General features: G+C 41.2%; 12 protein-coding genes. 1 reads left to right on the plus strand and 11 read right to left on the minus strand.

Translation table 11 applies throughout. The annotated features are described in order from the left end of the window. Positions 1–9: 9 nt before the first annotated feature. The 8 genes from E7303_RS02880 to E7303_RS02915 form a co-directional block, all read right to left on the minus strand. Positions 10–576, minus strand: a complete 567-nt coding sequence (locus E7303_RS02880; RefSeq protein ID WP_292143751.1) for an anthranilate synthase component II — start codon at positions 574–576, stop codon at positions 10–12. Beyond that, positions 573–2,039: an anthranilate synthase component I gene (gene trpE / locus E7303_RS02885; RefSeq protein ID WP_292143752.1), complete on the minus strand. Its 1,467-nt coding sequence runs from the start codon at positions 2,037–2,039 to the stop codon at positions 573–575. Before trpE ends, E7303_RS02880 begins: the two co-directional genes overlap by 4 nt. 44 nt (positions 2,040–2,083) lie before the next feature. Continuing rightward, on the minus strand, positions 2,084–2,851 hold the full coding sequence (gene trpA / locus E7303_RS02890) for a tryptophan synthase subunit alpha (protein ID WP_292143753.1): 768 nt from the start codon (positions 2,849–2,851) through the stop codon (positions 2,084–2,086). After that, complete coding sequence (gene trpB / locus E7303_RS02895) at positions 2,844–4,034, minus strand: tryptophan synthase subunit beta (protein ID WP_292143754.1); 1,191 nt, start codon at positions 4,032–4,034, stop codon at positions 2,844–2,846. Before trpB ends, trpA begins: the two co-directional genes overlap by 8 nt. Before the next feature lie 21 nt (positions 4,035–4,055). Continuing rightward, positions 4,056–4,664 carry a phosphoribosylanthranilate isomerase gene (locus E7303_RS02900; RefSeq protein WP_292143755.1) on the minus strand — a complete coding sequence of 203 codons (609 nt, stop codon included), beginning with the start codon at positions 4,662–4,664 and terminating at the stop codon, positions 4,056–4,058. Between the two features lie 13 nt (positions 4,665–4,677). After that, positions 4,678–5,457: an indole-3-glycerol phosphate synthase TrpC gene (gene trpC / locus E7303_RS02905; protein WP_292143756.1), complete on the minus strand. Its 780-nt coding sequence runs from the start codon at positions 5,455–5,457 to the stop codon at positions 4,678–4,680. A 30-nt stretch (positions 5,458–5,487) separates the two neighbouring features. Continuing rightward, complete coding sequence (trpD, locus tag E7303_RS02910; protein WP_292143757.1) at positions 5,488–6,504, minus strand: anthranilate phosphoribosyltransferase; 1,017 nt, start codon at positions 6,502–6,504, stop codon at positions 5,488–5,490. Positions 6,505–6,945: 441 nt separating this feature from the next. Continuing rightward, positions 6,946–8,130, minus strand: a complete 1,185-nt coding sequence (locus E7303_RS02915; protein ID WP_292143758.1) for a nucleotide sugar dehydrogenase — start codon at positions 8,128–8,130, stop codon at positions 6,946–6,948. Between the two features lie 162 nt (positions 8,131–8,292). On the opposite strand from E7303_RS02915, the gene E7303_RS02920 reads away from it, so the two are divergent. After that, entirely contained in the window at positions 8,293–8,646 is a 354-nt protein-coding gene (locus E7303_RS02920; protein WP_292143759.1) for a PilZ domain-containing protein, read from the plus strand. 64 nt (positions 8,647–8,710) lie between these two features. Here the strand turns inward: E7303_RS02920 and E7303_RS02925 are convergent, their stop codons facing one another. The 3 genes from E7303_RS02925 to E7303_RS02935 form a co-directional block, all read right to left on the minus strand. Then, positions 8,711–9,607 (minus strand): LysR family transcriptional regulator, encoded by an 897-nt coding sequence (locus tag E7303_RS02925; RefSeq protein ID WP_022776223.1) that lies wholly within the window; start codon positions 9,605–9,607, stop codon positions 8,711–8,713. 73 nt (positions 9,608–9,680) lie between these two features. Continuing rightward, positions 9,681–11,405: a methyl-accepting chemotaxis protein gene (locus tag E7303_RS02930; RefSeq protein WP_292143760.1), complete on the minus strand. Its 1,725-nt coding sequence runs from the start codon at positions 11,403–11,405 to the stop codon at positions 9,681–9,683. 10 nt (positions 11,406–11,415) lie between these two features. After that, a complete protein-coding gene (locus tag E7303_RS02935) occupies positions 11,416–12,882 on the minus strand; it encodes an extracellular solute-binding protein (protein WP_292143761.1) in 1,467 nt (488 codons plus the stop codon). Between the last annotated feature and the right edge of the window lie 70 nt (positions 12,883–12,952).

The raw sequence follows: 12,952 nt of genomic DNA on the forward strand, positions 1-12,952 counted from the left end.
TCCATTTTATCAGAGCATAAGGAAGTTTTTAAGCATTTTCTTCCCTTCAGGTGTAAGAATAGATTCAGGATGGAACTGAAGCCCATAAACAGCTTTTGACACGTGACTTACTGCCATGATTTCCCCTTCAACGGTTTTGGCAATGACCTTTAGTTCATCCGGAAGAGTCTTTTCGTTTGCGGCAAGGGAATGATATCTGGCCACATTAGTCTTTTCATCACATCCTGCAAATATAGGAGATGTGACATCAAGCTCTGTGAACGATTGCTTCCCATGCATGAGCCTGTTTGCATAAGTAATCTCAGCACCAAAGGCTGCGCAGATGGCCTGATGCCCAAGGCATACGCCAAGAATAGGGAATTCACCTGAAAGCTCTTTTACCACGTCAATTATCACACCGGCATTTTCAGGTCTCCCCGGCCCCGGTGAAAGAATGATGTGACTTGGCTTCATAGCCCTGATCTCTTCAATTGTCTTTTCATCATTTCGGATAACTTTAATATCCGGATTTATCTCTCCAACATACTGATACAGGTTGTAAGAAAAGCTGTCGTAATTATCAATAAGTAAGATCATAGTTCTTCCTCCTGTGCCAGATTAAGGGCTGAAAGACAGGCCTTTGCCTTGTTAAGGCACTCCTCATATTCATTCTCAGGAACTGAATCTGCTACTATCCCTGCTCCGCTCCTTACAAAAACTTTGCCATTTTTCTTATAAAGGATCCTGATAGCGATGCAGGTATCCATATTTCCGGTAAAATCAATATAACCAATGGCGCCGCCATATATGCCCCTTTTATTGTTCTCAAGTTCTCCTATAAGCTGACAGGCTCTTATTTTGGGCGCACCGGATAAAGTACCCGCAGGAAGCACTGATTCTATGGCATTTAAGGCATCCCTATCATCTCTTATTATTCCCTTAACTGTTGAGCCAATATGCATAACATGGGAAAACCTCACAACTTCTCTGAGCTTTTCAACTTCCACAGTTCCAAATTTGCTTATCTTTCCTATATCATTGCGGCCAAGGTCCACAAGCATGTTGTGCTCTGCGAGCTCTTTTTCATCTGCAATAAGCTCTTTTTCAAGCTCTATATCCTCATTTTCTGTGGCGCCTCTTTTCCTGGTTCCAGCCAGAGGGAATGTATGAAGGACGCCGTCCTCAAGCTTTACCAGGGTCTCAGGAGAAGCCCCTGCCACCTCTATATCCGTTCCGGAAAAATAGAACATGTAAGGCGATGGATTAACAGTCCTAAGCACTCTGTAGGTATCAAGAAGACTTCCTTCAAACGGGGCGGAAAGCCTGTTTGAAAGAACTATCTGGAAAATATCGCCCTCCCTGATGTAGCCCTTTGCCTTTTCAACCATGCTGCAGTACTCATCTTTGGTAAAAAGAGCTGTCACATCTCCCATAAGTTCACCGGCTTTTTCCTCTTTTGCCTTGCCGCATTTAATGAGCCTTACAAGATTTTCAATGGAAGCTACAGCGCTATTGTAGCCCTCTTCCTCATCCTTCAGGAACATGTTTACTATTACTATGATTTTTTGCTTAACATGATCAAAGGCAATTACCTTATCAAATAGCATAAGATCTGCATCAAAAAATCCTTCTGAATCCTCAACATTTACCTTGGTCTCCGGCTCGCTGTACTTTAAATAATCATAGGCAAAATACCCCACAAGGCCGCCGGTAAATGAAGGAAGTCTTTCAAGCCTTGGACTTTTGTAATCATCTAATATCTGCCTTATATAATCTGATGGATCATCGCTTTTTATAGCAAGGCTTCCTACCTTGATCTCGCCATCCATACAAGTGATGGAAAGCTTTGGTTCATAGCCAAGGAATGTATATCTTCCCCATTTCATGTCTGCACTTGCAGATTCAAGCATGTAGCAATGCTTTGATACATTTTTTAGTCTCTTTAGTGTTTCTATTGGTGTCGTGAAATCAGAAAGAATCTCAGTGCTGATCGGAACGACCTTATACTTCCCTTCCTTCGCGATTTTCTTAACTTCTTCGTAGCTTGGATATATCTTCATGTCGTCTTCTCCATATGTATGTGCCCTTGTTTGATAGTGCAGCCCTACACAGCTTCCTTCATTTTCCTTACGTACTCTCCAACCACCTTGGGCGCATCTTTTCCATGCTCTTTAATGAGCTTGATGATGGCAGAACCTACAATGGCACCATCCGAAACAGATGCCATTTTTGCAGCCTGCTCAGGAGTCGATATTCCAAAGCCTATGGCGCATGGAACGTCAGTGTTGTCCCTGATGACTTTAACTATTGACGCAAGGTCAGTTGTTATCTCTGTTCTTGTTCCTGTTACTCCAAGGCTTGATACAAGGTAAATATAGCCCTTTGCCTCTTTGGCGATCATTGATATCCTGTCTGCAGATGTAGGTGCAATAAGGGACACAAGGTCAACATCATATTTATCACACAAGTCTATAAACTCGCCCTTCTCCTCATAAGGAATATCCGGAAGAACAAGACCGTCAATCCCTACTTCCCTGCATTTTGATATGAATCTTTCAGCCCCATAGGAATAGACTACATTGGCATAGGTCATGAAAGTCATAGGCACGCTGACCTTTTCTCTTACCTCTTTTACCATGTCGAATATCTTGTCTGTAGTAGTTCCTGCTAAAAGAGCTCTCACATTAGCCTCCTGGATTACAGGCCCCTCTGCTGTTGGATCTGAAAAAGGAATTCCCAGCTCAATAAGGTCAGCGCCTGCCTTTACCATTTCATATATGCAGGCCTTTGTGGTCTCAAGATCAGGATCTCCACAGGTTATAAATGGAATAAATGCCTTTCCGTTTTCAAAAGCTTTTTTTATGTTACTCATTGATATCCTCCCCTCTGTAGCGGGCGATTGCTGCGCAGTCCTTATCGCCTCTTCCTGAAATTGTTATCACTATTATCTTGTCCTTTGAAAGTTCTTTTGCCAGCTTCATTCCGTAAGCTACAGCGTGTGAAGATTCGATGGCCGGAATGATGCCTTCCGTTTTTGACATGTATTCAAAAGCGTTAACTGCTTCATCGTCTGTAACTGGCACATACTCTGCTCTTCCTATATCATGAAGGAAAGCATGCTCAGGGCCAACTCCCGGATAATCAAGTCCAGCAGAGATAGAATAAACAGGAGCTATCTGTCCATACTCGTCCTGGCAGAAATATGACTTCATTCCGTGGAAAATGCCTTCTCTTCCTGTAGCTATGGTGGCTGCAGTTTCAAAAGTATCGATACCTCTTCCGGCAGCCTCACAGCCGATAAGCCTTACCTCTTTATCCTCTATGAAATTGTAGAAAGAGCCTATGGCATTTGATCCGCCTCCAACACAGGCTACAACAGCATCAGGGAGTCTTCCTTCCTTTTCAAGCATCTGCTCTTTTATCTCTTTTGAGATAACTGCCTGAAAATCTCTTACGATAGTTGGGAAAGGATGTGGTCCCATAACTGAGCCAAGGCAGTAATGGGTGTCATCAATTCTCCTTGTCCACTCCCTCATTGCCTCAGAAACCGCATCCTTTAAGGTTGCAGTTCCTGTTGTAACAGGCACGACTTCTGCTCCTAAAAGCTTCATTTTGTAGACGTTGAGTGCCTGTCTCTTTGTGTCCTCTTCTCCCATAAATACTACGCATTCCATCCCCATAAGAGCTGCGGCTGTGGCAGTTGCAACACCGTGCTGACCTGCTCCTGTTTCTGCGATAAGTCTTGTCTTACCCATCTTTTTGGCAAGAAGTGCCTGACCTAAAACATTGTTGATCTTATGGGCACCGGTATGATTTAAATCTTCTCTCTTTAGATAGATTTTTGCTCCGTCCAGGTCCTTTGTCATTTTCTCAGCATAGTAAAGCCTTGAAGGGCGGCCTGCGTACTCATTTAAGAGCTCTGTCAATTCCCTGTTAAACTCAGGATCGTCCTTAAATCTGTTATATGCATTTTCAAGTTCAATTACCGCATTCATCAAAGTCTCAGGAATATACTGACCTCCGTGAACTCCAAATCTTCCCTTTGTATTTTCCATTGTCTACTCCTCAATCTCTTTTCACAGCTGCGCTGCAAGTCTTACATTTGCTACAAAGCTCCCCATTTTGGAAGCATCCTTATGTCCGTCCGTCTCTATCCCGGAGCTTACATCAACTCCGAAAGGATTTATCCTATGTACCACTTCTTTGACGTTTTCAGGAAAAAGACCTCCCGCCAAAAAGAATGGTCTGTTAACATTTTTAAGAAGCTCCCAGTCAAAGTTCTTCCCTTCTCCAAGGCCTGCATCTAAGAGCACGTAATCCGCTATGCTTTCATTGGCAATATTGATATCCTCTTCATTTTTTATGATAAACGCCTTGATTATTGGCTTATCTGTATGGAGCCTCAAATGTCTTATATAACTCTCATTTTCGTGACCATGAAGCTGTATCACATCTATGATCTTTTCATTAATAAGCCTTATTACTTCATCAGGATCCTCATCTACAAAAACGCCAACTGCCTTTATATCTTTGTTTAGATCATCCTTAAGCTTTTTGGCTGTTTCAGGATCAACATAGCGCTTACTCTTTTTCCAGAATACAAACCCGATATAATCAGGCTTAAATATGTTTGCGGAAGCAATGTCTTCCTTCTTTTTTAATCCGCAAAGTTTAATCTTAGTCATTTTTCTTCTCTCTTCAGGCTCCTTTAAGTATCGCCAAAGCCTTGCTTTTATCCTCTGCCCTCATAAGCGTTTCACCTACAAGGACTGCATCAGTTCCTATTTCCTTAAGCGCTTTTATGTCTTCATTTGACTTAATGCCACTTTCTGAAACAAAGACCAGATCTTTGGGAACCATATCCCTTAGCCTTTTTCCAAGGCTTATATCAACACTGAAGTCCTTCAGATTTCTGTTATTCACACCAATGATCCGGGCGCCTGCCTTAAGGGCTGTCTCAATTTCTTTTTCGTCGTGGCACTCAACGATTGCTGAAATGCCAAGCTCATCACAGATATTTAAGTACTCTTTTATCCGGCTCTCAGAAAGTATCGAAACAATTAAAAGAACTGCTGATGCCCCTAAAATCCTGGCTTCATAGATCATGTACTCATCAACTGTAAAGTCCTTTCGAATGATGGGAATACTGACATTCTCTGATATCTCTTTCAGATACTCATTCTTCCCAAGAAACCACTTGGGCTCAGTCAGGACAGATATCGCATCTGCCCCGGCCCTCTCATAGTCCATGGCTATCTGAACGTAAGGAAACTCCTCTGCTATTATTCCCTTTGAGGGAGATGCCTTTTTACATTCGCAGATAAAAGAAATTCCTTCTTTTTTCAGTGCCTTCTCAAAAGAAAAATCTCCCTTTGGAAGTGACAGTGCCTTCTTTTTTACTTCTTCAAAGGGCTTTATCTTTTTTTCTTCTTCAATTCTTGTCTTTGTGTACTCTGCAATTTCTTCTAAGATATTCATCTTTGGCTCCCGGTTCATTGCTGTTTTTCTTTATCTGTTGCTGACTTCTATGATCTTATTAAGTGTTTCTTTTGCCTTACCTGAGTCAATTATGTCTGCTGCAAGCTTTACTCCATCTGCCATGGACTGTGCCTTTCCTCCGATATAAAGAGCTGCTCCTGCATTTAAAAGGACTGCATTTCTCTTATGCCCCTTAACTCCGCTTAAGATATCAAGAGTAATCTTGGCATTTTCCTGTGGTGTTCCGCCCTTGAGATCATTTTTATCGCAGGTTTCAAAACCGAAGTCTTCAGGCTTTATGGTAAATGTCTTATACCATCCATCCTTTATCTCGCATATCTTTGTTGGCGCTGAAAGAGAAATCTCATCGAGTTTATCCATTCCATAGACAACCATTCCGCGCTCGATACCAAGGTTTACAAGTACCTGCGCCAAAGGCTCAACAAGATAGTCGTCATATACTCCAAGGAGCTGCATCTTAGGTGATGCCGGATTAGTCAAAGGTCCAAGAATATTGAACACTGTTCTGAATCCAAGCTCCTTTCTGATAGCGCCTACATACTTCATTGATGTGTGGTACTTCTGTGCAAAGAAGAAGCACATTCCTGCTTCTTTGAGAAGTTCAACACATTTCTCAGGGCTCTGATCAATATTTACTCCAAGTGCTTCAAGGCAGTCTGCTGTTCCGCACAGTGATGATGCTGCTCTGTTTCCGTGCTTTGCAACCTTGATGCCTGCAGCTGCTGCAATAATTGCTGTTGTAGTAGAGATGTTAAAGCTTCCTGCGTTGTCTCCACCTGTTCCTACAATCTCGAGCACGTCCATACCTGTATCAACTCTTGTAGCATGATCTCTCATGGCTGCAGCACAACCTGCAATCTCATCAGTTGTCTCTGCCCTTGCGCTCTTAGTAGAAAGAGCTGCAAGAAAAGCCGCATTCTGAGTAGGTGTTGTCTCACCACTCATGATCTCATTCATTACTGAGTAGGCTTCGTCATAAGATAAGTCCTCTTTGTTTACGATTTTTACGATTGCTTCTTTGATCATTTTGCATTCTCCTCTCGTTGCCTCTGCCAAGGGCTCTGCTTTACACACAAAAAAGTCCTTGACAGAAAAACCTATTGTTTTCTGTCAAGGACGAATATTTATACACTATCCGCGGTGCCACCTTGATTCACGAAAATGACTTCGTGCTCTTGCAGGATACCTACATATCCCCGACTACTAACGTAAGCCTCACGTCACGGATACTAGAGAAATTTCTTTCTTTTTCCCCATGCCCTCAGCGGCCCATATAAGGACAAGTGCTCATCCACGCGCCTCGCGACCATCCGGCTTCCACCATCCCGGACTCTCTGGAAAGATAATTCTTTCGGTGCAAAATGCGCTTTTTCTTCCGCTTCACTGGTTTAAATTATTAAATTGATAAAATATTACTACGATTGTTACTACGCGTCAATGCATTTTTATAAAAAAATTCAAAAAATCTTACTCATTACCAAAAAGATCTCTTGTGTAGACCTTATCTACCACATCTGCAAGGTCTGGTGTGATCCTGTTCGCAATGATGTAATCGCACTCTTTCTTAAAGGTCGCAAGGTCTCTTTCAACCTTGGAATTAAAGAACAGATCATCCTTAAGAGTTGGCTCATAAACCACACACTCAATGCCTCTGGATTTGATTCTCTTCATGATTCCCTGAATAGCTGACTGTCTGAAGTTATCTGAGCCTGCCTTCATGGTAAGTCTGTAAACACCAACTTTTTTTGGCTGAAGAGCCCATATTCTGTCAGCTATGAAATCTTTTCTGGTTCTGTTGGCCTCAACTATCGCGCTGATAAGGTTATTGGGAACATCCTCATAGTTGGCAAGAAGCTGCTTGGTATCCTTTGGAAGACAGTATCCACCGTAACCAAAAGAAGGGTTGTTATAGAAATTGCCAATTCTGGGATCAAGGCAGACACCATCGATGATATTTCTGGTGTTGAGTCCTCTCACCTCTGCATATGTGTCAAGCTCATTAAAGTATGAAACACGAAGAGCAAGGAATGTATTGGCAAAAAGCTTAACACATTCTGCCTCAGTAGTATTCATGAACAGAGTCTGAACCTCTTCTTTAAGAGCGCCCTGTTTAAGCATTCCTGCAAAAAGATGAGCCTTCTGTTCTGCTTCCTCGCTGTCTGTGTTGTAACCAACAATGATCCTTGATGGATAGAGGTTGTCATACAGAGCATGCCCCTCTCTTAAGAACTCAGGTGAGAACATGATGTGGTCTGTGTTAAACTCCTCCATAAGTTCTTCTGTGTATCCTACAGGGATAGTTGATTTGATAACTATATAAGCATCCGGATTCTCTTTTCTTACCTGCTCAACAACTGACAAAACTGATGAAGTATCAAAGTAATTCATCTTTTCATCGTAATTTGTAGGCGTAGAAACAATTACAAAATCAGCTCCATCATAAGCTGATGATGCATCTGTTGTAGCAAAAAGATTAAGTGTCTTATTTGCAAGATACTCCTCTATCTCCTTGTCTACTATAGGTGATTTTCTGTTGTTGACCATATCAACTTTTTCCTGAATAACGTCAACGGCAACAACTTCATTGTATTGTGATAATAAAATGGAATTAGAGAGGCCGACATAGCCTGTTCCAACTACTGCAATTTTCATTTTGATCTCCTTAGAAATGTTATGCTCTCAAATATAAAAGCAGCTCTTATTATACACCAGCGGCCCATTCATTACAATTTCACTTATCACGATAAATAGTGTATAATGAATCATATAAAAAGATGCGTTATTTCATTCTCATACCAATATACGGGGGTAATTATGGAAGAAAAAAGACGTAGTAGAAGACTTGACCTTACCGGCGAAATTATCATCAAAGAAGTTGGCGGACCAGATAATGGAGAAACAGTTGATATCAAGATTACTGACGCATCAAGTGTCGGAGTAGGTTTTATTACAGACAAACAGCTTGCCATTGGCGACAACTATGAAGCTAATCTGGCCATTTGGACAAAAGAAGTTCTGCATGTATTTATAAAGATCGTCAGAGCCACTGTCAATGAAGACGGATACCATTATGGCGGCTTGTTCATCGGAATGCCAGAGGATCTTAAGCAGCGTATCGATGTCTATGAGATCGTAGAGGACGAAAAAGCAAAGCTTGGTGATAAATAAAAACAAATCCCTTATTTACCTGCATCAGCGTGATGACCACTGGTAAATAAGGGATTTTTTATTTTTACTTATAGGCTTCAAGCTTTTTGACAAAAGCCTTTCCCATTTCACTAAGTTCACTGCCTTTTCTGGTTATATATCCAAAAGTGAGCTTCTCTTCCTCTTTTAACTTAACTGCAGTAAGTTCAGAATCATTTAAGCTATCACCGAGCATCGCGGCACCAACAGCATAGCCGTTAAGTCCAAGCATTAGCTCTATTGAAGTGGCTCTTTCATTGGTGCTGATAACCTTTTTGTAATCATAGGTAGCAAGTGCCTCTTCCCTGTAGTAAAAAGAAGTATTGTCTCCCTGATCAAATACCATACATGGATAATCCTGCAGCTGTTCGAGGGATATCTCATTTTCAGAAGCAAGTGGATGGTCCTTACGAAGATATACATATGTATCTCTTGTAAAAAGATCATGGAACTCAATTGAAGCATCTGCAAATACTTTTTTGAAAGTATTCTTGTTAAAATCTGAAAGAGCTATAACGCCAACTTCACTCTTTAATGTCTTCACATCTTCAATTACTTCGCTGGTCTGTGTCTCTTTTATTGAATACTGATACTCCTCAAGATCAAACTCTTTTACTGTGTCAATAAAAGCGTTTACAGCTATTGTGTAATGCTGCATTGATACTGCAAAGGTCTGCCTGTGGCTGCCTGCATTCAGATATTTATTTTCAACCTTCTCAAACTGCTCAACAGCATTCCTTGCATAAGCAATAAAAGATGAACCTGCTGCCGTTGTAACCACTCCGTTATGTACTCTCTCAAAGATCTGAATACCAATTTCACTCTCTAAGTCCCTTACAGCACTTGAAAGTCCCGGCTGGGATACATAGAGCCTGTCTGCTGCCTTTCTCATGGAGCATTCTTCGTCAATGGCGATCACATATTTTAGCTGTAGTATGGTCATATACATTACTCCTTTAAAGTATAAAAGTACTGCTATATCATACCACAATCACTCTATGTCACAAAATATTTTTTTAGAATTTGAACTTATTTACTTCGCCATCAAGCTGCTGAGCGATATTGGCATTTTCATTTACAACTTCTCTGTTCTGGTTCATGTTATCTGACATCTCAGATACAGCACCTGCAACATCGCTGATGCCTCTTGCACTCTCATCTACTGCTGTTGATACATCATCCATCGCATCAGATACAATGTTCATTGAGCTCTCGATATTCTGTGAAGCCATCTCCATTGTCTTTAACATTTCAGATATCTTTTTGGCATCTTCCTGATACTGGATTCCGGTATCCATAAGCTGAAGATATCCATCAACCGTCTTCTCACGGACAAATTCGACCATCTTTGTTGCTTCTTCAGTAAGTTCTTTTACTGTGCTTATAACTTCATCAGATATTTTCTGGATCTTTTTCGCTGTATCTGCAGAATTAGTAGCAAGTGAGCTTATCTCTCCTGCAACTACAGCAAAGCCTTTTCCGTGCTCTCCTGCTCTTGCAGCTTCAATGCTGGCATTGAGGGACAAAAGATTTGTCTGTGAAGCGATCTCAAGAATTGTCTGAGTAAGACCGCTTATACCCTCAACAGCCTTTGACTTCTCAATCTTGGCATTTAGATTATTTGCCATGTTATCAGCTGCTTCCTTGGCAAGATTAGTCTCTTCCTCTGCGTGCTGTCTCATTTCCATAGCGCGCTGCTCCATTTGACCTGCGTAATCGGTTCCTTCACGGACACTTGAATACATTCCCTGAACGTCTTCTTTGATCTTGCTGGTTGATCCCTGAACCTGCTGGAGAGACGCTGATGTTTCTTCCATTGCAGCACTCATCTCTTCCATGGTTGCAGATACAGTGTCAAGCTGATCATTTGTCTTTATTGTTGTATCAAGGGCTGTATCAACAGAGCCTGAAAGCTTGCTTGAGCTTGTATAGATTGAACTTACAACATCTCTAATATACTCAAGAAGGCTGTTTATGCCATCTGCAATATCAGTTACTTCGTCGTTTCCTTTGATCTCGATCTTCTGTGTAAGATCGCCGTCATTGCTTACAAGGTCATTTATCTTTCTCTCTACCTTGTTAAGACCACTTACAATTCCTCCTGCCATGAGAATAGAAACGAGGGCAGAAACTGCAGAAAGAATAATTCCAATAATAACTATGGTCCTTACTATAGCATTAAGTGAGTTAACAAGTTCATCAACGATATAGTCAACTCCAAGAATACCAACTGTTTCTCCTGCTTTATTAAAAATAGGAGCATAAGCTGTAATGTAGTGAGCTCCTGATGCAGCTTTGTTTATGTCTGTTGATACATATCCGTCTGAAGTCAGAGCCTTATTCATTCCAGCCTGGAATGAGCTTTCAACTCCTGCTCCAATAGCAATGCCGTCTGAAACAGGTCTTGAAAGATAAACAAGACTTCCGTCTCTTGTTCCCGCTGTATAGATGGAACTTATATTTGCTGAACTAACCACCTGGGCCATATCCTCAAGCATTACTGTGTTGGCATAGCTGTCGTCAGCACCTGTATCCAAAAGGCTAAGCAGATTACCATTGAGCTGTTTTGCAGCTATCTGTGTTACAGCAAGAGTATCTTCAGATGCGCTCTTTACATAGCTGTTATGTACGAAACGATAAATTGTAATGCCCATTACTGTGCATGTAATGATGTTTATCATGATACTCATGATTATTATCTTTAATCTGATACTAAATCTCATTCCTCTATTGTTTTCCATTTTTATCTCCTCATTCTGCATTGAGCGAATCAACAATGGCCTGAGACATATATGCGCCATTTGCCGCCACAAACTCTGAATATGCAGACTCTATTTCAGCTCCGTCAACTACAACTTTTTTTATCAGCTCTTTCTTAAGTGCCATAAGATCTTCATTGTAAAGAGAATAGGCGTCAGTACTATATGGAAGATCTGCCATTCTGCTATTTTCATTAAATACTTTTAAAGCATTGGCCTGATCCGGTGTTATGCTCTCTTTTCCCGGATCCTCTAAAAGAGGTACAGTCGCAAGAAGATGATCTATATGGTTCTTAGCATAACTATCTGATATTGGGCTGTAGGTCCATAGCTCTTCCATTTCTCCGCCATCATTCATGGTTTCCAAAAAGTATTTATAAACTCCTGATGGATTGTCACATGCTGAAGTAATGCACCACACAGGCGCTACTCGCTCAAGATACTGCTTTGTTTCAGCAAGTGGCTCCATAGCAACAAGCTCTCCGTTTACTCCGGCTTCAACGAGCTTTCCTGACAAGGTCTTTGCCCAAGTTCCTGCCCAATAAGTAAATACACCATACTCATTTGCATAGTATTTGTCTCTGCAGTCACCTGTTCCGTTATCAGCTATATCCTTGTCAATATATCCCTTTGAATATGCATCCTGAAGGCGTAAAAGAGCTGCTTTCATAGGCTCTTCCATAAAACCATCGCTCCAGGTTCCATCCTCTTTTTCATAAAAAGAAGGATAAGCATCCTGATAAAACTCAGGAAGATAGTTTATGTAAGGTGCCTCATTATTTATGATGCCTGCTGCAGAAACGCCATAAGTGTTACCATTTATTCCGTCACCATCAGGGTCACCTTCAGAAAATGCCTTTAACATATCCATGTATTCACTAAAATTAGTTGGTACCGAAAGTCCTGTATTATCAAGCCATGACTTCTTGATATAGGTAACGCACCCATTTCCCCTTGTTGGAGAAAAGCCGTAGAGCTTGCCATTTATTCTGATACCATCAACAAGGCTTTCATTTCCTGCTTCTTTTACCCTCTGTTCAAGCTCTGATCCTGAATAGAATGGTGTGATATCCGCAAGCATTTCCTCTGCTGCATATTTGGTGTAGTAGTTTGAGCTAAGTAAAACAACGTCAGGAAGATCTCCACTTTCAAATGCCTTAGCAACTTCTTCGTAGTACACGTCATGCTCTGGCTGGATTATTTCAAGATCGATCCCTGTGAGGTCCTCCCACTTTTTCTCAAATTCATCACGTCCGTTTTCTGTGGTTACTAAAGTTCCATCAACCATTATCCTGATCGTTGAAGGCTTATAAGCATTATTTGTAACTTCGCTTATTACGTCACCTTCTCTTAAACCGGTCTTTGCTGTTACAGCTGCGCCATTTGCCTGTCCACAGGCACTGAGCAAAAGAGCTGACACACTAATAGCTCCAACGCCCATAGATAGCTTTCTGTTCATAATTCCTCCCGTTCATAAAATTAATTAAGAATAAATTTTCTATGATTTTTTGATAAAAACAGAAGTCATT

It is taken from the genome of Butyrivibrio sp. (assembly GCF_015056685.1).
GTDB lineage: Bacteria > Bacillota > Clostridia > Lachnospirales > Lachnospiraceae > Butyrivibrio.

What these genes read in the sequence shown, in the direction of transcription:
- E7303_RS02880 (WP_292143751.1), bottom strand. Translation starts at nt 576, where the DNA reads ATGATCTTACTTATTGATAATTACGACAGCTTTTCTTACAACCTGTAT.
- trpE (WP_292143752.1), bottom strand. Translation starts at nt 2,039, where the DNA reads ATGAAGATATATCCAAGCTACGAAGAAGTTAAGAAAATCGCGAAGGAA.
- trpA (WP_292143753.1), bottom strand. Translation starts at nt 2,851, where the DNA reads ATGAGTAACATAAAAAAAGCTTTTGAAAACGGAAAGGCATTTATTCCA.
- trpB (WP_292143754.1), bottom strand. Translation starts at nt 4,034, where the DNA reads ATGGAAAATACAAAGGGAAGATTTGGAGTTCACGGAGGTCAGTATATT.
- E7303_RS02900 (WP_292143755.1), bottom strand. Translation starts at nt 4,664, where the DNA reads ATGACTAAGATTAAACTTTGCGGATTAAAAAAGAAGGAAGACATTGCT.
- trpC (WP_292143756.1), bottom strand. Translation starts at nt 5,457, where the DNA reads ATGAATATCTTAGAAGAAATTGCAGAGTACACAAAGACAAGAATTGAA.
- trpD (WP_292143757.1), bottom strand. Translation starts at nt 6,504, where the DNA reads ATGATCAAAGAAGCAATCGTAAAAATCGTAAACAAAGAGGACTTATCT.
- E7303_RS02915 (WP_292143758.1), bottom strand. Translation starts at nt 8,130, where the DNA reads ATGAAAATTGCAGTAGTTGGAACAGGCTATGTCGGCCTCTCTAATTCC.
- E7303_RS02920 (WP_292143759.1), top strand. Translation starts at nt 8,293, where the DNA reads ATGGAAGAAAAAAGACGTAGTAGAAGACTTGACCTTACCGGCGAAATT.
- E7303_RS02925 (WP_022776223.1), bottom strand. Translation starts at nt 9,607, where the DNA reads ATGACCATACTACAGCTAAAATATGTGATCGCCATTGACGAAGAATGC.
- E7303_RS02930 (WP_292143760.1), bottom strand. Translation starts at nt 11,405, where the DNA reads ATGGAAAACAATAGAGGAATGAGATTTAGTATCAGATTAAAGATAATA.
- E7303_RS02935 (WP_292143761.1), bottom strand. Translation starts at nt 12,882, where the DNA reads ATGAACAGAAAGCTATCTATGGGCGTTGGAGCTATTAGTGTGTCAGCT.